This window comes from Parasphingorhabdus sp. (genome assembly GCF_048267785.1).
Classification (GTDB): domain Bacteria; phylum Pseudomonadota; class Alphaproteobacteria; order Sphingomonadales; family Sphingomonadaceae; genus Parasphingorhabdus.
Genome location: NZ_JBLWWU010000021.1, coordinates 36,000 through 54,982, shown reverse-complemented (window position 1 = coordinate 54,982; position 18,983 = coordinate 36,000). Strand labels below are relative to the sequence as shown.

Annotated in this window: 21 protein-coding genes; 10 read left to right on the top strand and 11 right to left on the bottom strand. The window is 54.9% G+C overall.

From position 1 onward, the window contains the following. Positions 1 to 2 precede the first annotated feature (2 nt). From ACN0VD_RS15080 to ACN0VD_RS15065, 4 genes are all read right to left on the bottom strand, one after another. Positions 3 to 1,178: an acyl-CoA dehydrogenase family protein gene (locus tag ACN0VD_RS15080; protein ID WP_417595712.1), complete on the bottom strand. Its 1,176-nt coding sequence runs from the start codon at positions 1,176 to 1,178 to the stop codon at positions 3 to 5. Between the two features lie 8 nt (positions 1,179 to 1,186). Next, positions 1,187 to 2,332, bottom strand: coding sequence for a thiolase family protein (locus ACN0VD_RS15075; RefSeq protein ID WP_417595710.1), 1,146 nt, complete (start codon positions 2,330 to 2,332; stop codon positions 1,187 to 1,189). Between the two features lie 2 nt (positions 2,333 to 2,334). Continuing rightward, on the bottom strand, positions 2,335 to 2,748 hold the full coding sequence (locus ACN0VD_RS15070) for a Zn-ribbon domain-containing OB-fold protein (RefSeq protein ID WP_417595708.1): 414 nt from the start codon (positions 2,746 to 2,748) through the stop codon (positions 2,335 to 2,337). Between the two features lie 82 nt (positions 2,749 to 2,830). Further along, positions 2,831 to 3,601: an SDR family oxidoreductase gene (locus ACN0VD_RS15065; protein WP_417595706.1), complete on the bottom strand. Its 771-nt coding sequence runs from the start codon at positions 3,599 to 3,601 to the stop codon at positions 2,831 to 2,833. Between the two features lie 102 nt (positions 3,602 to 3,703). Here ACN0VD_RS15065 and ACN0VD_RS15060 point away from each other — a divergent pair, with 102 nt between their 5' ends. Further along, positions 3,704 to 4,066, top strand: coding sequence for a nuclear transport factor 2 family protein (locus tag ACN0VD_RS15060; RefSeq protein ID WP_417595704.1), 363 nt, complete (start codon positions 3,704 to 3,706; stop codon positions 4,064 to 4,066). A 16-nt stretch (positions 4,067 to 4,082) separates the two neighbouring features. Here the strand turns inward: ACN0VD_RS15060 and ACN0VD_RS15055 are convergent, their stop codons facing one another. The 3 genes from ACN0VD_RS15055 to ACN0VD_RS15045 form a co-directional block, all read right to left on the bottom strand. After that, the gene (locus ACN0VD_RS15055; protein WP_417595702.1) at positions 4,083 to 5,222 is read right to left on the bottom strand and encodes an acyl-CoA dehydrogenase family protein; all 1,140 of its coding nucleotides are present in this window, start codon (positions 5,220 to 5,222) and stop codon (positions 4,083 to 4,085) included. Between the two features lie 12 nt (positions 5,223 to 5,234). Further along, positions 5,235 to 6,446 (bottom strand): acyl-CoA dehydrogenase family protein, encoded by a 1,212-nt coding sequence (locus tag ACN0VD_RS15050; protein WP_417595700.1) that lies wholly within the window; start codon positions 6,444 to 6,446, stop codon positions 5,235 to 5,237. An 86-nt stretch (positions 6,447 to 6,532) separates the two neighbouring features. After that, entirely contained in the window at positions 6,533 to 7,534 is a 1,002-nt protein-coding gene (locus ACN0VD_RS15045; protein WP_417595698.1) for an NADP-dependent oxidoreductase, read from the bottom strand. Positions 7,535 to 7,831: 297 nt separating this feature from the next. On the opposite strand from ACN0VD_RS15045, the gene ACN0VD_RS15040 reads away from it, so the two are divergent. From ACN0VD_RS15040 to ACN0VD_RS15025, 4 genes are all read left to right on the top strand, one after another. After that, positions 7,832 to 8,815 carry a thiamine pyrophosphate-dependent dehydrogenase E1 component subunit alpha gene (locus ACN0VD_RS15040; protein WP_417595696.1) on the top strand — a complete coding sequence of 328 codons (984 nt, stop codon included), beginning with the start codon at positions 7,832 to 7,834 and terminating at the stop codon, positions 8,813 to 8,815. Beyond that, positions 8,812 to 9,813, top strand: a complete 1,002-nt coding sequence (locus ACN0VD_RS15035; RefSeq protein ID WP_417595694.1) for an alpha-ketoacid dehydrogenase subunit beta — start codon at positions 8,812 to 8,814, stop codon at positions 9,811 to 9,813. The genes ACN0VD_RS15040 and ACN0VD_RS15035 overlap by 4 nt, the downstream gene beginning before the upstream one ends. 7 nt (positions 9,814 to 9,820) lie before the next feature. Then, the gene (locus ACN0VD_RS15030; RefSeq protein ID WP_417595692.1) at positions 9,821 to 10,054 is read left to right on the top strand and encodes a biotin/lipoyl-containing protein; all 234 of its coding nucleotides are present in this window, start codon (positions 9,821 to 9,823) and stop codon (positions 10,052 to 10,054) included. A gap of 125 nt (positions 10,055 to 10,179) precedes the next feature. Next, complete coding sequence (locus tag ACN0VD_RS15025; protein ID WP_417595690.1) at positions 10,180 to 10,992, top strand: helix-turn-helix domain-containing protein; 813 nt, start codon at positions 10,180 to 10,182, stop codon at positions 10,990 to 10,992. 25 nt (positions 10,993 to 11,017) lie between these two features. Here ACN0VD_RS15025 and ACN0VD_RS15020 read toward each other — a convergent pair whose 3' ends face one another. Together ACN0VD_RS15020 and ACN0VD_RS15015 are read right to left on the bottom strand one after the other, a co-directional pair. Next, positions 11,018 to 11,425, bottom strand: a complete 408-nt coding sequence (locus ACN0VD_RS15020) for a PaaI family thioesterase (RefSeq protein ID WP_417595688.1) — start codon at positions 11,423 to 11,425, stop codon at positions 11,018 to 11,020. A gap of 2 nt (positions 11,426 to 11,427) precedes the next feature. Then, entirely contained in the window at positions 11,428 to 13,005 is a 1,578-nt protein-coding gene (locus tag ACN0VD_RS15015; protein WP_417595686.1) for an aromatic ring-hydroxylating oxygenase subunit alpha, read from the bottom strand. Positions 13,006 to 13,187: 182 nt separating this feature from the next. Here ACN0VD_RS15015 and ACN0VD_RS15010 point away from each other — a divergent pair, with 182 nt between their 5' ends. The 5 genes from ACN0VD_RS15010 (at position 13,188) to ACN0VD_RS14990 (ending at position 17,044) form a co-directional block, all read left to right on the top strand. Continuing rightward, the gene (locus tag ACN0VD_RS15010) at positions 13,188 to 13,817 is read left to right on the top strand and encodes a glutathione S-transferase family protein (protein ID WP_417595684.1); all 630 of its coding nucleotides are present in this window, start codon (positions 13,188 to 13,190) and stop codon (positions 13,815 to 13,817) included. Beyond that, complete coding sequence (locus tag ACN0VD_RS15005) at positions 13,814 to 14,362, top strand: VOC family protein (RefSeq protein ID WP_417595682.1); 549 nt, start codon at positions 13,814 to 13,816, stop codon at positions 14,360 to 14,362. Before ACN0VD_RS15010 ends, ACN0VD_RS15005 begins: the two co-directional genes overlap by 4 nt. Continuing rightward, entirely contained in the window at positions 14,363 to 15,148 is a 786-nt protein-coding gene (locus ACN0VD_RS15000) for a ThuA domain-containing protein (RefSeq protein ID WP_417595680.1), read from the top strand. Positions 15,149 to 15,180: 32 nt separating this feature from the next. Beyond that, on the top strand, positions 15,181 to 15,939 hold the full coding sequence (locus ACN0VD_RS14995) for an SDR family NAD(P)-dependent oxidoreductase (RefSeq protein WP_417595678.1): 759 nt from the start codon (positions 15,181 to 15,183) through the stop codon (positions 15,937 to 15,939). A 196-nt stretch (positions 15,940 to 16,135) separates the two neighbouring features. Beyond that, the gene (locus ACN0VD_RS14990; protein ID WP_417595676.1) at positions 16,136 to 17,044 is read left to right on the top strand and encodes an EamA family transporter; all 909 of its coding nucleotides are present in this window, start codon (positions 16,136 to 16,138) and stop codon (positions 17,042 to 17,044) included. Positions 17,045 to 17,090: 46 nt separating this feature from the next. Here ACN0VD_RS14990 and ACN0VD_RS14985 read toward each other — a convergent pair whose 3' ends face one another. Together ACN0VD_RS14985 and ACN0VD_RS14980 are read right to left on the bottom strand one after the other, a co-directional pair. Next, on the bottom strand, positions 17,091 to 17,879 hold the full coding sequence (locus ACN0VD_RS14985) for a M14 family metallocarboxypeptidase (RefSeq protein WP_417595674.1): 789 nt from the start codon (positions 17,877 to 17,879) through the stop codon (positions 17,091 to 17,093). A gap of 271 nt (positions 17,880 to 18,150) precedes the next feature. After that, on the bottom strand, positions 18,151 to 18,894 hold the full coding sequence (locus ACN0VD_RS14980) for an enoyl-CoA hydratase/isomerase family protein (RefSeq protein WP_417595672.1): 744 nt from the start codon (positions 18,892 to 18,894) through the stop codon (positions 18,151 to 18,153). Between the last annotated feature and the right edge of the window lie 89 nt (positions 18,895 to 18,983).

The following is an 18,983-nucleotide window of genomic DNA, read 5'->3' as shown; positions in this document are numbered from 1 at the left end:
GTTTATCCTTCATTCGCGATTTTATGTGATTTCTTGATTTTCTTGGCCAGCGACCATTTGTGGACCTCGGTTGGCCCGTCGTAGACGCGGAATGCGCGCACTTCGCGGAACACCTGTTCGACGACAGTATCCTTGCTGAGGCCGGTGCCGCCCATGACCTGCACACAATTGTCGGCGATACGGAACAAGGCTTCGGAAACAGCGACCTTCGCCATCGAGCTTTCGGTGGTTCCCAAATCGCCTGTATCGAGTACCCGAGCGCACCAGTCGATCATCAGCTCGGCCTGTTTCAGGTCAATCTGGTTCTGCGCCAGCATGAATCCAACGCCCTCGTGGTCGATCAGCGGTTTGCCGAATGCCTGCCGTTTGCACGCATAGTCGGTCGCGATTTCCTGCGCCCGGTCACAACTGCCAAGCCAGCGCATGCAATGGGTCAGACGGGCTGGTGCCAGCCGCACCTGCGCATATTTGAATCCTTCCCCACTCTCGCCGAGCATCTGGTCGGCGGGAACCCGGAGATTATCGATTTGCACAACCGAATGGCTGCCCGGCATCGAGCTGTCGATCGTGTCCAGCACACGTTCGATCTTGATCGCCGGATCCGGCAGGTCGACCAGAAACATGGTCGCACCCTCGGCGGACTTGGCCATGATGATCCCGACCTTCGCACCCTTGGCACCGGTGATGAACGTCTTGCGACCATTGATCACCCAGTGATTACCATCCTGTTCTGCGGTCGTCTGCATCATCATCGGATCGGAACCCGCGCCATTTTCACTGGCCGGTTCAGTCATGAAAAAGGCTGAGCGTTCCCGTCCGGATACGAGCGGCTCCAGGAATCGCTCCTTCTGCTCTGGCGACGCGCATTTGCCGAGCAGATACATATTGCCTTCATCGGGTGCGAACGTGTTCACCGCGAGCGGCCCCAAAGGCGACAATCCGGACTTGCGCAAAACCAGCGCCGTTTCCAGATGCGTCAAATGGCTGCCATCCTCACGGATATGTGGTGTCAGAACGCCGGCCTCTTTGGCCAATGCCCGCATTTCCTGCACCAGACCGTCGGTCGGACCATGGTCCTCGCAACGCTCGTCTTTTTCAAAAGCAAAAATCTTGTCGCGAACGAATTTCTCAACCCGTTCAGCCATGTCATGCGCCTCGGCGCTAATATCTTTGGTCATCGAATCTCCTATCTTTGGAGAATCGTTACGGCAGATACGCCCGGCGCACCATAGACTTGTGTATAAGCTGTTTTCGGATCGCCTTGGACCTGCCGCGCGCCCGCCGTACCGCGCAGTTGCACGACATTCTCGTAGACCTGCCGCAAACCCGACGCACCGATCGGTTCGCCACAGGCAAGGCAACCACCATCGGTATTGATCGGCAATGCACCGGTGATGTCGCTACGCCCTTCGAGCAGCCATTGCTCCTGTTCGCCCGGTTTGCAGAAACCGTTTTCCGCCATATGCATGATTTCCGCACCGGACTCCGTATCCTGCAATTGCGCGATATCGATATCTTCGGGTCCCATTCCGGCTTGTTCAAAGGCAGCCTTGGACGCGATCTCGGTTGCCGTGCCACCCCGCTCGTTATCGATCGAAGCGGCAAACACTTCGAAAGATCCGGCGGGCCGCGTACGCATCACCGAAGTTTTCAGCCGGATGATGGGAACCCCCAGTTCCCTTGCTTTCTTCTCGCTAGCCAGAATGAGCGCCACAGCCCCTTCGGCCGGCGAACAGAACATATATTTCGTGAGCGGATCACAGATCATCGGCGCGTTCATGATCGTTTCCAGATCCACTTCACTCCGTCGCCAGGCGTGATCGGTTTTCACCCCGTTGCGGAACGCTTTTTCGGCGACCCGCCCCAGCGTTTCACGGCTGATATTATGTTCGTGCAGATAGCGCATGATCTTGGCGCCGAAAAACTGAACGGTCAGCATATAGCCGGCTTCGCCATACCAGTTTGGCAGTCCGTAAGCGGACGGATCGGCATTGAAAGCACCGCGCGGATGTTTGTCAAAACCGACCGCCATGCCCATTTCATATTCGCCCGACTTGATCGCACTCACCGCAGCGTTGAGAGCAGATCCGCCAGTCGCGCAGCCATTGGAGACATTGATGAACTGGATGCCGGTCAGGCCGAGCTGGGACACCATATTGTCCGCGCTGCCCGAAGCCGCAGAACCACCAAAAGCAAATTCGACATCTTTCCATTCGATCCCGCTGTCAGCCAGTGCCTGCCTAACGGCAAAAATACCCTGATCCATGCCGTCACGCCCTTCGGTCCGGCCAAAAGGGTGAATGCCTGCCCCTACGATGCAAACGTCTGACATGATTATTCTCCCTCAACAGGTTTGAAGGCATGGATGAGCAATTGCTCTTCCGGCGGTGCATCAGGATCCAGCGGGATCACTGTAAACTCTACTTCCATGCCAATTTTAACATCTTCCGGCTCAATACCGGTCAAGCGCGATTCCACCATCGTCTGGCCCGGCAGGCTGACATAGGCGACCACATAGGGTTTGAATTTTTCCGGATCGGTTGGCCCTATATAGGGGGGTTTGGGCGGAAAACGCTGGACCGTATAAGTCCAGACCGTACCACGCGTGGCCAGAGGAATTGATTCTATATCATCGTTCGGATTCAGGGGGAGCGGAAAGAATATATGTCCTGTCTCCTTGTTTCGCGCGCCCACTAGCGCGCCCATGTCCGCAGTGAACAGATTATCGGCAATCGGCTGAGCATTCACGAAACATTCTCCCTTTTCTGCGAATACTATAAGGGGGAAAGCGGGCCGCTCATAACTGCCAAAACGGCTAGGACAGACCCGTTCAGTAGCCCGGATGTACGGCAAGCATCCCGCCATCAACCAGCAGATCGCTACCCGTGACGAAGCTGCTGTCATCACCGGCAAGATATACGGCAGCGCCAGCCAGATCACTGCCCTGCCCGATCCGGTTCATCGGCGACATGGTGGCAGCCATTGCGACCATATCGGGCACCGCCTCGGCAGCCTTGTCGATGATAGCGGTATGGGTCGCGCCGGGAATCAGGTTATTGCATCGGATATTCAGATCATTTTGCGCGCAGTGGACGGCTACAGATTTGGACAGCATCCGCACTGCGCTTTTCGACGCGGTATAGGTTACGTCCCCCGGAAGCGCCGCATAAGCACTTGTCGATGCGATATTGATGATCGAACCGGCAGAACCGCCAGGGTTTTCTTTCATCGCGGCGATGGCCCTTTGACATCCGAGCATCACACCAGTGAGATTGATTTCGAGCAAATGATGCCATTCGTCCAGTTCGATTGCCTCGATATTTTTCCCGATGACAATCCCTGCGTTGTTGACCAAAATATCGAGACGCCCGAATTCACTCCGAACTCGATCTATCACCCGATCCCAATCTTCGGACCGGGACACGTCCTGACTCATGAATTGCGCCCCCGCCTCGGTGGCAGTAGACTGGCCAAGCGACTGCTGTACATCGGTGGAAAGAACCTTGGCACCTTCCTCTACAAAACGCTGCACAGTCGCAGCACCAATACCCGATGCACCACCCGTCACGATTGCAACCTTTCCCGTCAACTGACCCGACATATTCATCTCCCTATCAAATTCGGCAGAAGTCTACCCCGCCGTAGCAATCTAGTTCAGGTGCAAACAAAAGCGAAAGGACGCTTGATGCTCACCCCGGACCATATGAAAAAAATCGTTGACCAGTATCTGGCCGCAATCAACACTGGCGATATGCAATCGGCAACGAATATTTATGCCGATAATGCCGCGGTCGAAGACCCGGTCGGTACCGAACCGAAGCGGGGGGATGATATCCTGCAATTTTATACCGCTGCCTTTTCCAACGGCGCAAAGGTCGAACTGACCGGACCGGTCCGCATTTCTGCCAAAGCCGCGGCCTTCCCGTTTCGCGCCGAAATCAAGCAGCCGGCAAACAAACTTCTGATCGTCGATGTCATCGATATTTTCGAATTTGACGATGCGGGAAAAGTCGTCAAGATGACCGCGCATTTTGGACCATCCAATATTACGGTGCGCGACATTTAAGCCGCGCCACACGGAATCAATAGCCAGAATTTCTTGCCCAACGGTCGCAGTGGAATCCGGCATCGCCAAACATCTGCTGGGCAACGTGGACTCGCTTGAAATACAGCCCTACATCATATTCATCGGTTACCCCGATCCCGCCGTGCATCTGGATCGCTTCCTTTGTCGCAAGCTGCGCAACCTGACCCGTCTTGGCTTTCGCCAGGGAACAGGTCATGTCGGCATTGTCAAAATCCTCATCAAGATCCTTGAGTGATTTCAGCACCGCCGATTTCATCATTTCAATTTCGGTTGCCAGATGGGCCGCCCGGTGCTGCAATCCCTGAAAAGAACCAATTTTCTGCCCGAACTGTTCACGTTCCTTGAGATAGTCGGTGGTTATCCCGAACACCTGCTGGGCAGAACCGGACATTTCAGCGCTCAGAACGGCGCGGCCCGCGGACAAGACGCCTTCCAGCGCGGCGTAACCGCGATCAAGCTCACCCAATATATCATCGCCGGTCACTTCCAGACCCTCTACCGAAATATTGGCGGCGTTGCGACTGTCGACCATCGGCGTGTGCACACGCGTGATTTCCGGAGCATTGGCATCGACCAGAAACAGGGTGATGCCCGCCGTATCGCCTTCGTCGCCTGATGTCCGGGCCGCGATGATCAGCTTGTCGGCGACATGCCCATCGGCAACAAAAGTCTTTGTACCGGAAAGTATGAAACCGTTGCCGGCTGGCTGGGCTGAAAAAGCGATATGGTCCGGCTTGTGCCGTGGCCCTTCGTCGACCGCCAGCGCAAAAAGCATATCCCCCCCGCTGATCGCCGCAAGATTTTCGTCTTTCTGCTTTTCCGTTCCATATTGCTGAATCGCGGTAGCGCCAAGAACGGAGGTAGAAAAAAAAGGTGACGCAGTAAGGTTACGCCCCATTTCCTCGGCCAGCACTCCGGCACCCACATAGCCGAAACCACTACCACCATGCGCCTCATCCACGATAATTCCGGCCCATCCCATTTGCGCCATTTCCGTCCATAGCTCGCGGCAAAACCCATCGGCGGGCTTGTTGTCACGCACGTTGCGAAAAGCGGATACAGGGGCCTTTTCTGCAAGGAAGCCTTTTGCCGCATCCTGCAGCATTTCCTGTTCTTCGTTAAGTATCAGCGGCATGAAATATTCGTCCTATTGGCTAGGCAAGTCCAAGACGCGCTTGGAAATGATGTTGAACTGAACTTCAGTGGTACCGCCGAGGATCGAATAAGCCCTGTTATAAAGCCAGTTATTGGCGAGACTGCCATATTCGATCCCATCGGCTCCAATCGTTGCGGCAGAGGTTCCCTCGATGTCCATACGCAATTCGGTGCCACATTTGGTAAGTTCCGAGGCCACATATTTCAGCATCGATGATTTGGCTCCCAGCCCATTGCCGGCATTGGCCTCGTCGGTTAGTCGCGCGACCGTGAGATCATAGGCCCAATTGTCGAGCTCGGCCTGCGCGATCCGCTGACGAAGGGCAGGATCATCAAGGCGTCCGGTTACGTCCAGTCCAATTTTTTCCGCAGCATATTTGCCGAGACTTGCCGGACCGGTTGTTCCCCGCAGCGGTGACATGGTGCCGAGCATGCCGCGTTCGTGCACCAGCAGATTTTTAGCGACATCCCAACCATGATTGACCTTTCCGACCACGGAGGGATTGTCAGTCCCGTAATTCTTCGGAACTTTCACATTATCAAAAAACGTTTCGCAAAATGGCGAATGCCCGGAGATCAGGACAATTGGCTTCACGCTAATGCCTTCACTTGCCATATCGATCAGGATGAACGTGATCCCCCGATGTTTCGGTGCCTCGAAATCGGTCCGCACCAGACAGAAAATCCAGTCCGATATGTCGGCGTTGGACGTCCATATTTTCTGGCCATTGATCAACCAATGATCGCCCTTGTCCTCACATTTCGCCTTGAGCGAGGCAAGGTCCGATCCGGCCCCGGGCTCGGAATAGCCCTGACACCAGCGAATCTCGCCCCTGGCAATCGCGGTCAAATGCTGTGCTTTTTGCTCATGCGTACCATAAGCAAGCAAAGCAGGGCCAAGCATCGATATGCCAAAATTGCTCAGCGGTTTCCGTGCGTTGATGGCTTGCCGCTCTTCGTCGAGAATTTTGGCCTCTTCAACAGAAAGGCCCGCGCCGCCATATTCCGTGGGCCAGGTTGGTACGGTATAGCCTTTGGCCAGCGCACGCTCGAACCAGACTTTCTGTGCCTCGGACTGGAATTCCCATTGGCGACCACCCCAGCACTGATTTTCGGGGGTAATATCACCATCGCGCATTTCTTCTGGGCAATTTTCATCCAGCCAAGTCCGCACTTCTGCACGGAATTTTTCCAGCTCGCTCATGACCTAACCTCTCGTAACAACAGCGTCATATGCCAGCCTAAATGATGCGGGCACTGTGCATTTAACTAGCGATAGCATCTGCGGCATCAATCCAGGCGTAACAGCTGCTTGCCGAAATTCTGGCCAGCGAACAGGCGATTCAATGTTGCAGGAATATTATCAAAGCCGGTTTGGATATCTTCCTTGAAGGTAATCCTGCCCTCTTTGATCCACTGTCGCATCCGTTTCCGCGCTTCCGGGAATTCGCTCGCATAGTCGTTCACGATGAAGCCCGACATGCTGGCCCGCTTGAAAATAAGGTTGAAGTAATTTTCTGGCCCGGCTGGCATGTCGCCCTTCTCATAGCGCGAAATTCCCCCGCAAATCGTAACACGGGCGTGCATCGCCAGATGCGCGAGTGCATCATTGAGGATTTTGCCCCCGACATTGTCGTAAAAGACATTGATCGACTGGCTACAGTGTTCTTTCAACTTCGCACGCACGTCATCATTCTTATAATCGATGGCGACGTCATAGCCGACGTCCTCAGTCAGCCATGTGCATTTTTCATCACCGCCAGCGATGCCAATCGTCCGACAGCCAGCAATTTTCGCAATCTGCCCGACCATCGAACCGGTCGCGCCCGCCGCGCCGGACACGACAACTGTATCGCCTGGCTGGGGCCGGCCATGTTTCAAAAGACCAAAATAGGCGGTCAGGCCGGTGGTACCGAGCGCCCCAAGATTGGCAGCCAACAATTCGTCATCGGGAACGTTGGTCAACTCGCTGCCGCGAACATGGGCATAATCCTGCCAGCGCAACATGCCCATGACTTTATCTCCTGTCGCAAAGTCAGGATGCCGCGATTCGACTACGGTTCCGATTCCGGATGCACGCATAACTTCACCGATTTCGGTCGGTGCGACATAACCGCCGATATTCTCCATCCAACCTTTTTGTGCCGGATCGAAACCCAATATCTCGTTTTTCACCAACACGTGACCTTCAGCACATTCAGGCACTTCGGTGATAACTTTCTTAAAATCATCATCCACCAGCCCACGCCCTTTGGGGCGGCCATTGATCAGCCATTGCCTGTTATCGGTCATTTTTTCTCTCCGTTGGAAGACTTGGGAGCTTGTTAGACGGATTCTTTCGCCCGGACGAACTGCCACCTTTGATAGCTAAGGGATTGAAAATATCGATTGCAGCCAGCTTGCCCGCGGGTTTCTCGGCCATGCTCCGTGCTTTTCTATCACAGCCTGGCCAGCAAATATGATAGACAAGGCGTCGAATATTCGTGGCTCACTCCCTATAACAATAGTGGCGGGCCGGTCCTCTCCCGCTATGAAGTTTTCAGAGAAAGCGTCCCCACCCGAGGGCCGCAATTACAAAGGAGCAAAGCCTTGGCCAATACTGACATGGCAGACAAAGACGTCCTTATAGATATTTTCACCCGCGCCGACCTTATCATGCAGTCGGACATCAAGTTTCGCCAGATGATCGGAGCCGGTCAGCTGCAAATTGTCTATTATCCCGTACGCGGCCAGGAAGTGGTTTCTGCGGCCATGATGGCAGCAGTAAACAAAGAGGATTATCTGGTTACGATTTATCGCGGACTGCATGATCAACTTGCCAAGGGCATTCCCTCCAAAGACCTGTGGGCAGAATTTGCCGGTAAAATGGCCGGCACCTGCAAGGGTAAAGGCGGGCCGATGCATATCACCCATCCCGAAACCGGGGTGATGGTTACGACAGGCATCGTCGGTTCGGGCATTCCAATTGCCAATGGGCTAGCGCTGGCCAGCCAGCTCGACAAGGATGGCAAGGTCACGGTCTGCTGCTTCGGCGACGGAGCGACCAATATCGGAGCCTTCCACGAAGGGCTCAACATGGCCCAGATCTGGAAACTGCCGGTCATTTTCCTGTGCCAGAACAATCTATATTCCGAGCACACCCCGATGTCTTTTGCTACCAGTTCGGATTCCATCAAACAGCGCGGAGAAGGCCTCGGCCTGCGCTCGGTACAGGTCAACGGCAATGATGCCAGCGCAATGTATGCGGCGGCGAAAGAGGCGGTCGAATATGCACGAGCAGGCCATGGCCCCACCCTGATTGAAGCAATGACCTTCCGATTCCACGGCCATTTGCTGGGCGACACCAGCCATTATATTCCGAAAGAGGAAATGGAGCAGGCCAAAAAGGATGATCCGATGCCGATCCTGCGCCAGCAACTGCTCGATATGCAGGTTGGAGAAGCGGATATCGCTGCGATTGAAGCCAAAAATGCAGCAATCATAGAAGAGGCCGCACAGTTCGCGCTTGATGCCCCTTATCCTCCCGGTGAGGAATATCGCATCGATGTTCTGGACGTGGAGATAGCAGCATGACCGATACAGCGCAGAAACCAAAAGAAATCATGTTCGCCCAAGCCTGCAACATGGCGATGGCCAAAGCGATGGCCGACGATCCCAAAGTCATCCTTATGGGTGAAGATATTGCCGACGAGCAAGGCGGGGGCGTGTTCAAAGTAACCTTGGGCCTGTCCGAAAAATTCGGTACCGACCGCGTGCGTTCGACCCCGATTTCCGAGCAGGCGATTGTCGGCGCCGCGGTTGGTTCTGCAATGGTTGGCTACAAACCAGTTGCAGAAATCATGCTGATGAATTTCATCACCGTTGCCATGGACCAGATTGTCAATCACGCGGCCAAGCTGCGCTTCATGTCCGGCGGACAAACCTCCGTACCGTTGACCATTCGCACGACCACAGGTGCGGGCACCGGTCTCGGCGGCCAGCATAGTGATATGCTTGAGGCGTGGCTCGCCCACGTGCCCGGGCTAAAGGTCGTGGCTGCTTCCAATCCTGCCGATGCCTATGGATTGCTCTATTCCTCGATCATGGATCCGAACCCGGTAATCTTCATCGAGAATACGCCTGGTTATTTCGTCAAGGGCCCTGCCCCTGAGCCGGATCACGTGGTACCACTGGGCAAGGCATCCATTCCTCGCGAAGGCACGGATATTACGCTGATCGGCTACGGCAGCAGCATCAGCAGATGCCACGGCGCCGCAGACAATCTTGCCAAGGATGGTATCTCCTGCGAAATCGTCGATCTTCGGACGATCGCCCCGTTTGACGAAGAAACGGTACTAAAAAGCGTCGCCAAGACCAAAGCAGCGGTCGTGGTCCACGAAGCGGTTAAAAATTTCGGAGTGGGCGCAGAAATTTCTTCGCGTATCCACGAAGAACTGTTCTCAGAACTTAAGGCCCCGGTCGGCCGCGTCGGATCCGGCTATGCGCCGGTTCCTTTCTCACCCGCGATCGAGAACGCCTGGCTGTTCAATCAGGACGATGTCGAACGTGAAGTACACAAGATTTTAGGGTAAAACTACTATGGCAACAGAAATTCGCATACCCAAATTGGGATTCAGCATGGAATCGGGCATTCTGGCGGAATGGCTGGTCGAAGATGGCGCGGACGTTACCGCAGGTCAGGAAATCTACGCGCTCGAAAACGAAAAATCGACGCAGGAAGTCGAATCGCCGGCAAGTGGAAAGCTGAAGATCATCATCCAGGCCGATGGAGAGGAATATCCGGTAGGCGAATTGATCGGAATAATTGAATAAGCAAAACGATAGAACTCTACCCCCTCCCCTATCATTATTATCAGGAATGTTTGGTTGACTGCAAAACCAAACATCGCGACATATGGCGCACTAATTAGAATAAGCGTCGCAAGGAGTAGAGTGGGATGACCGCAAATTTTATCGCCGAGATTCCCGAAATTGGTCGGAAAAAATTTCGGGAAAATGTAGGCAGCGTCACCATTACCAATCCGGCTGAGATACGGCCTGCCGCCGAAGCTATGCACAAAATCGCGCAATCCTACGGATTTCGAATTGCGGTTTCGGCGGATATTTCTTCCAAGGCGCATCTCGTAGATGCCGAGGGAAATCTGATCAACAAGGATGTGTTCGGCTGGATAGCCGAAGGCGAACGCTGGTGGGAAGACACCCGTCTCGCACTCAGTTCTCCCCTGCCCAGAGCCTGCCGCTACGAGAGCGAGCCGATCTGGTGCAACGCCGATGGATTCCACGGACACTGGCCAAATGAATATCTCGACAAGATTGATCTGAAGGATTTTTACGCGCAGTCCATGACGTCTAAATCCCACATCCTGATTCCGGTACATCTGCCATTCGGGCAGATAGCGGCGGTCAGCTTCTCGACGCTTGAACATGGCATATCCGATCTAACCGAAGCCTATCGGCTCTATTCCGATTTTTTTGGGATTGTCACCAGTCGTTTCGTTACCGGCTATGTTCTCGCCATGCGCGAAAAGCACCGTATGCCGGCCAATTGCATCCTGTCCAAACGCGAAGCGGAATGCCTGCACTGGGCCGCAATCGGCAAGACCGACAAGGAGATCAGCATGATCCTGTCGCTCAGCCATGCAACAATCCGCTATCACGTCAATCGGGCAGGACAAAAGCTGAATAGCGTCAATCGCGGACAGACGATCTTCAAGGCCGGTCAATTGGGCTATCTGGGCGCGACGGACTAACGGCGATCCTGCAACGGCAAGTATATTATTTCCGCAAGATCGCAAAAACCGCGCTCATCGTCATCAAGATCTGATCACCGCAGATAATCCGCCCACTGCAATAAGCGGTTCGCTTACTGATCCTGTCGATATTCGCATAGGCTTCGACCCAGTCACCGAGCCGTGCGGCGGAAAGATAATTGGTATTCAGGTTCATTGTCGCGACCGGCAGGCGCGGTCGTTCGGATTCATGAACCTGGAGACTCAGCGCTACGTCAGCAAGTGTCCCGAGCACACCGCCATGCGCCACATCAATATGATTGATCTGGCCCTTATGAATCCGCGCCCCGACGACGATACCTTCTTCATCGGATCGGACATAATAAGGGCCAGCCATGTCGAGGAACGGGTTGGAAAATTTCGCCCGTTCAAAACCTGCCGGAATGTCTTCCAACGTCAGGCAACCGCCTTTTTGGGGCTTTTCGGTGCCTCTTCGGAATCCAGCCACAAGTTGAGCGTCTCATGAAAATGCCGGAGCTTTGATTCCTGATATTGCGCAAACAGCGCGACGCCATTTGGCTGGCTTTTTATCCCTTTTTGCATTGCCTTGTGATTGAGATAATCCTGGTTGAATATCTTGTTCAGATAACTGCCGAACTCCGTCGCCTGAGTATAATCGTCATCCAGATCAAGGAACGTACATTTTGCTGGCTCAGGCCGTTCCGCGCCTTCGGGCAACGCGACCATGAACATCACCTCATGCAGGGATTGCTCCGGATTATCACCATCAGGCCGGAACCGGTAGAAGATCGGATTAAAATCTGCCCAAGGGCTGATATTCGGGAAAACGCTGTAGAAAATGGCATCAACAAGATCAGCATCGCTGATTTGGTCGACCACATCCCCCCAAACAGGCCGCATTTCCTCGCGCCGAGCCTGCGCCGCCTCGTCCCGCAATGCATGTGCAGAAACATCGGTATAGACCATCGGCATATTTTCATCATCGGGGGCAATCTTACCACCAATCCAGTTGCACATATGGGGATCGGCCGACGTCACATCGCCTTCGATATATCTGGCTTCCATATCGAAAATTCCGCTCTTGCCATTTGGCAAGGTAACTTTGACGCGATTCTCCTCCAGCCGTTCAAATTTATGATGGCTGATCGGATGCACAAAGCTTTGGAACGCTTTCTGATCGGGAAAAGCCGTCGGATCGGGATTGGCAAGATCGGTATGCGGGCTTGGTTGGCCGTGTGCAGACATGGCGCGGGACAAGTTATGCCAGACATCATATTTGCTATTCGCATCGGCGAATGCCGGCATCAACTCCGGATGGGTGCCGACCACGTGATAGGATTCCATAAAGGCTTCCTGAGCAATTTTCCAATTGCAGGGCAACCGTTTGATCATATGCGCCGCCTTGAAACGCCGTTCGAATGGAACCTGGAAATGGCGGTCGATATCCCCGAGGAAATCCTCCAGAGGTTCGCAATCAGGGTCCGGGTTGATGAACACGAAACCGCCCCATTCGCCGACGCTGATTTCCTTCAAACTATGGGTTTCTTCGCTCACCGATGGGAAATCCCACTGGCACGGCACTTCTTTCAATTTCCCATCCAGTTCCCAGGACCAGCCATGGAACGGGCAGCGCAGTGCTTTCTGTCCTTTTTTATGATGGTCGCAAATGGCGCGCCCCCGGTGCATACAGCTGTTCGGGAACGCCTTGATCTCATCTTCGGAAACCCGGACGACCAGAAAGGAAAGCTCTGCAATATCGTAGACATAGGTGTCACCGACATTTTTTATATCATCCTTGTGGCAAGCCATTTGCCAGACGCGTTTCCAAAGTCGTTCGACTTCCCGGTCATGCTCTTCCTTGGTCCAGTAGCGGCTGACCTCAACCGTCGTGACGCCTGGCTCCATCGGTGATTCTTCAAGATAGACAGCAGGGGGCGCGACTTTGTCGCCTTCCAGTAATTCGGTGTAGGAAATACCGTTCGACCGATTATGTCCGGTTAACGTCTCGACCATCATCTTCTCCTGAAAACTAAATGCTTCTTCTCGAATCAAAATAGCGCAATGGAACGCCTTCACCACTAGTGATTCTGGCAGCATCGCCTGTTGTTTTTGAGAGGTTAGTCCTCGACGATTACCTGTGTATCTTTGCATAAGATAGAGACGGAAGCGAATCCGCCCCAAAGGAGATTTTTCAAGTGAAGCTTTATTCCAGCCTTGGTCCCAATCCTCGCTTTGTGCGCATGTTCATCCTCGAAAAGGGTCTGGATATAGAACGCATTCATATCGATATCTTGACGGCAGAGAACCGACAGCCGGAATTTTCCGACAAAAACATACTCGGAACCACTCCGGTGCTCGAACTGGACGATGGTTTCATGTTGAGCGAGATCATGGCGATCGCGGAATATCTGGAAGAAACCCATCCCGATCCGGCATTGATCGGATCAACCTCCCGGCAACGTGCGGAAGTCCGGATGTGGACCCGGCGGATTGATCTGGAAATCGCGGTTCCGATGACCCTTGGCTTTCGCGGCGGGGCCGGTCGGCCGATGTTCGAGCCTCGGATAGATGTCGTCGGTCCGGAAGGTGCGGCTGATTTGTCGCGCATGTCGGACAATCGCTGGAAATGGCTGGATGGCCAGCTCGCCGGCAAAGATTATATATGCCAGAACAAATTCACCATGGCCGATCTCATCGCCTATTGTTATATCCAGTTTGGCTATACGGTGGGCTGGTCACTGCCTGAAGACACGGACAATCTCGCAAAATTTGTCGACCGGATTGGACAGCGTCCCTCCTCCAAAGTCTGGCAGGACAGCGAATGAGCGAGAAACCAGCCTCTCTCGCCAAGCTCGGCACGATTATGCAGATCAGCTATGTGCCGGATGATTATGATGCGGCGCTCGATTACTGGACGCAGAAAATGGGCGCCGGCCCGTTTTTCCACACGGAGAAAGTCGAGGTGGAAAATGTCAAATATCGCGGCGAGCCGTCCGATATCCAGTTTTCGATGGCAATCGGCTATTGGGGCGATGTTCAGGTTGAACTGATCCGTCCGGATAATGATGCACCGTCGATGTTCAAGGACTGGCGGGAAAAAGGCCTGCAAGGCGTTCAACACCTGTGCGTGATCGTTGAGGATCTCGCTCATGCCCGCGCGCTGACCAACGAAGCCGGCGGCGAAGTGATTCAGGAAGTCAGCCTGCCCGGCGGTGTCGGTGGCGCCTTTTACGCCGATTATGGCGGCGGCCCCGGCACGATCATCGAATATCTGCAAATCCCACAGCCCGGCCGTGATGGCTTTGCTGCCATGCGCCAGATGCATCTCGACTGGGATGGAAAGACAAACCCCGTGATAGGAAAAGACTAGATGAGCGAAGCGCCCGAACGCCGCCCCGACCAGAAGCCGATCAAATGTGTGTTAGTTGCCGCCGGCAAATATCATGACATTGACTATGCCCGGCTCGAAGTGATGAAACTGCTCGCCGAGGATGACCGCATCCGGGTTCGGGTGTTCGAGGATTATGAAAATCTCGAAGCGATCAAGAACGCAGATTTTCTGGTCAGCTATACCTGCGACCTGCAGCCCAGCGAGGCAGCCCAAAAGAATATTCAGGATTTCGTCAATGGCGGTGGCCGCTATTTTGCCCTGCATGGCACGAACTCGGTCCTGCGTTTTCTGGAAAACGGCCTGGTTGATGCACCGGATGAAATGCCGGTCTTTGCCGACACGCTCGGCACGCGATTCCTGTCCCATCCGCCGATCATTCCGTTCACGGTCGACAATGCCCAGCCCGATCATCCGCTGGTCAAGGGTATCCCGAGCTTTGAAACCGTCGACGAGCAATATCTGGTCGAGACCCGCGCCGAACTCGATGTCCTTCTCGACACGGAATATAATGGTACGGATGATATCAGCGGTTTCGTCCATAGTGACATTCCGAAGAGCCGTCATCCGGTCTTCTATATCCGCCGGATGGGTAAAGGCGCGGTACTGTATCTGACCATGGGTCACTGCCGCGGCCATTATGATATGGAGCCGGTGCTCGACTGGTGGCCGGAAGTGGACCGGTCCGGCTGGCAGCAGCCGATCATCTATGACCTGCTGCGGCGCGGCATCGGCTGGAGCTGCGAACCGGCCATAGCAAAATTCTAACCCCGATTTCACGAAACACAAAGGAGACTACAATGGATTTAGGACTCAAGGGCAAAAAAGTCATTCTCACCGGCGGAAGCCGCGGACTCGGGCGCGCGGCGCTGGAACATTTTGCTGCAGAAGGCGCTGATGTCGCCTTCTTCTCGCGCAATGCCGATCAGGTCGCGACCGCGAAAAAGGAACTCGAAGCCCATGGCGGCAAGGTGATCGCCGATGCCCTCGATATGACCGATCTCGACGGCTATGCAAAATGGCTTGAAAAAGCCGCTGGCGATCTCGGTGGCTGCGACATTTTCATCCACAATGTCAGCTCTTCTGGTGCCGGTGCGACCGGTGACTGGGAAGTCACCTTCAACACCGACATCCTCGGCGCGGTCAAGGCAATGGAAGTTCTTGAACCCCATCTGGAAAAATCCGATGACGGCAGCGTGATCTTCATGTCATCGACGGCAGCGTTCGAAACCTTTGTTGCACCACAGGCATTCAACGCGATGAAAGCCGCGCTGATCACCTTCGGCAGCCAGCTCAGCCAGTCACTCGGCCCCAAGGGTATCCGCGTCAACATGGTCTCCCCCGGTCCGATCAAATTCCCGGGCGGCAACTGGTCCCAGATCGAAAAGGGCATGCCGGAATTTTACGAAGCCACCAAAGCCGGTTTTGCACTGGGTGATTTCGGCACCGCCGATGATGTCGCCCGCGGCGTCGTCTTTCTCGCCAGCCCGGCATCCAGCTACACCACCGGCGCGCATCTGGTCATCGATGGTGGCTTTACCAAACGCGTGCAATTCTAAACTGAAAAGCTTCCCCCTCCATCGGGAGGGGGAAGCTTGATCTGCCCTTTGGAAGGATTCTGATCACGACCGGGGGCATAAGCCCCATTTGCGGTCACTCCCGCTGACAGGGCTACCTAACATAAAGCCATCATTGTGATGGTTCACCCGATGATTTTATGATGCAAGCGATCCAAAGCGCATTATAGCTCGCCCCATGTCTTCCCCACCATCAAAGATCACCCGAACCCCGGCGCTTTGGGCAGCCATGCCTTATCTCGCCCTGTTTGGGGGGATGGTGTCCCTGTCGGTTGGGACCTCCTTTGCAAAACAGTTATTTCCGCTGATTGGCGCGGAGGGAACGTCGGCTCTGCGGGTCAGCCTGTCGGCCCTGATATTGGTCTGCGTCTGGCGACCCTGGCGCTTCAGGCTGAACCGGACCGATGCTGGCCGTGTGCTCTTATACGGGCTCGTACTGGGGCTTATGAATCTTACATTCTACCTGTCGCTGCGCACCATTCCGCTTGGACCGGCTATCGCGATTGAATTTGCCGGACCGTTGGCTCTGGCGTTAATTCATGCGCGGCGCTGGATCCATTTTCTCTGGGTTGGCTGTGCCGTGACAGGCCTGGGACTTTTGCTCCCGCTCCGCGGCGGCATACACGCGCTGGATCCCGTGGGTGTGGCTTTCGCGGCCGCAGCGGGTCTGTTCTGGGCATTGTATATTATTTTCGGCAAAGGCCTGTCGCACATGCATGCAGGGCAGTCAGTGGCGCTGGGCATGAGCACCGCCGCTATTGTCATCCTGCCCTTCGGCATCATCAGCGCCGGCACAGCCCTGCTGTTGCCATCCGTCCTGTTTTTGGCTCTGGGTGTGGCTCTGCTATCCAGCGCCTTGCCTTATTCACTGGAGATGATTGCCCTGCGTCACATCCCGGAGCGGACCTTTGGCGTCATGCTGTCTGCGGAACCGGCCATAGGGGCGATCGCAGGCATGTTCATTCTCCATGAGCAACTCGGCGGCCTCCAATGGCTTGCTATCGGCTGTATAGTCATAGCCTCTGTAGGCGCGCTCCTGACCACAGAATCAGACAATCCCATCTCCACGCCCGGTGCCCCCGCATAGATGGCTGATTAATTGGCGATCCACTGCAGCCAATATTGCGGTCGGCTCACATATAAGCGAGGGCAAAATCCAGAGCCGCGCAAACAGCAGTCACTTGCACATTGTTACACTCGCGGGGCGTCACGCGCGCGCTATCCGGATAGACTTCCGTCGTCGTCCTGAACCGGGCGTTTGTAATGGCACCACACATGGCATATTTGGCTTGCGGATATTCGATCACGCCGTGCGCGACTACGGGTGAGCCTATAATCATATTATTCTCATCCGGCGGAGCGATATGGGTTACCCGTTCGACCGCAGCAATGATCGACTGCTGGAAAGCAGGTTGCGGATTCTCGCTATCGTCAACCAGATAGAAGCCATCAGGGATCGCACCCGGCACATAGCTATTGCCGTCTCGCGCGGCCAGGGCAGGACGAAACTCGGTCTCGTCGCTATCGGTTGTTTCATGCAGATCGATATGCAGAAGGAACGGTCGGTTCTGCGCGGCAACCAATGCCATCAATGCGGCGCACTCAGCCACTTCGCTATCTGGTTTGAAATTGCGATTGGGATCCAGTGCGTTGTAATTCCATCGATTCACGCGTTCATAGGCCCAGGGGCTCACGCAAGGTGCTACCAGAAGATTAAATTTTCCAGCATAATTGGCTGCGTGCTTTTCCAGAAATTCAAGCGCGCCCATTATTCCGCTCGTTTCATATCCATGGACGCCGCCGGTTACGAGCGCTGTGGGCAGAGCCGGGTCGTGAGGCGCGTTCCGCAGAGCGAAGAGTGAATAGATATCGTCAGCGTAGTCGAGTTGACCATATGTGACGATATCAAATTGGTCAGCCATTGCCTCGATCCGCGGCACCACGTCCTCGGCATACCGGCGTTGAACGGACTGTCTGGCTCGCCATTGTTTCCGTTCATACTCGCCCCAAGCTTGGCCCGGTATTCCGATCGGATAAAAGGGATTGCTATTCATTTGGGTCTCGCTGGCCAGAGGCATGAATCATGGTTGGGAAATCATGCTGCCAATTCTAAACGAATTTCGAGCGAGTGCCAGAGCTGGAGTCCGCTTTCAGAACAATATAGACGCCGAAAACAAGCGGATCATCTCCCCATCACTTCCCCTTGCTCGTAAAAGCCCCGATCCGCTCATGCATATCGGGGCCATGGCCTTCCGATTCCATCACTTCCCATTGCAGCCCGGCGTCAAGCGGACCGCCGTCGGTTGCCTCCAGCAGCCGCTTGTTCGCGGCATGGGAAAATCCGGAATTGGCAACAATCTTCTTCGCCAGTGCCTCAATCTCCGCGTCAAATCGCGTGAGTGGCACAGCATACTCCGCCAGTCCGATGCGCACCGCTTCCTCGGCATTGATCATGTCGGCGGTAAACATCAGCCGTTTGGCGGTGGCAATGCCAACTCGTCGCGGCAGACGCTGGCTCATGCCCCAGACCGGGGTCAGCGCCCATTTCGCATGGGTGTCGCCGAATCGCGCGCTATCCGCCGCGAGAATGAAATCCGCCGCCAGAGCCACCTCGAGCGCGCCGGTATAGCAATGACCGTGTACGGCAGCGATCACCGGCTTGGGCAGTTTTTCCAGCATCCGCAATGTTTCCGAATGCCAGCCGCGCGATGGCACCGCCTCGCCTTCGGCAATATCGCCCAGATCATGACCCGCCGAAAAACATTTCCCTGCGCCGCGCAGGACAACACAGCCGATGCTGTCGTCCTTGCGCAAATCGGAAACATGATCCCGCAATTCCCTAAACATCGCAACCGTCAAGGAATTGAGCTTGTCCGGGCGGTTCAGCGTTAACAGCGCCCAGCCATCCCGGTCTTCCCGCAGCACCAATTCTGTCATAACCATTCGCCCTCGTCCAAATACCGTTCGTGCTGAGCTTGTCGAAGCACCTCTCGATGAGCAGTGCCCTTCGACAGGCTCAGGGCGAA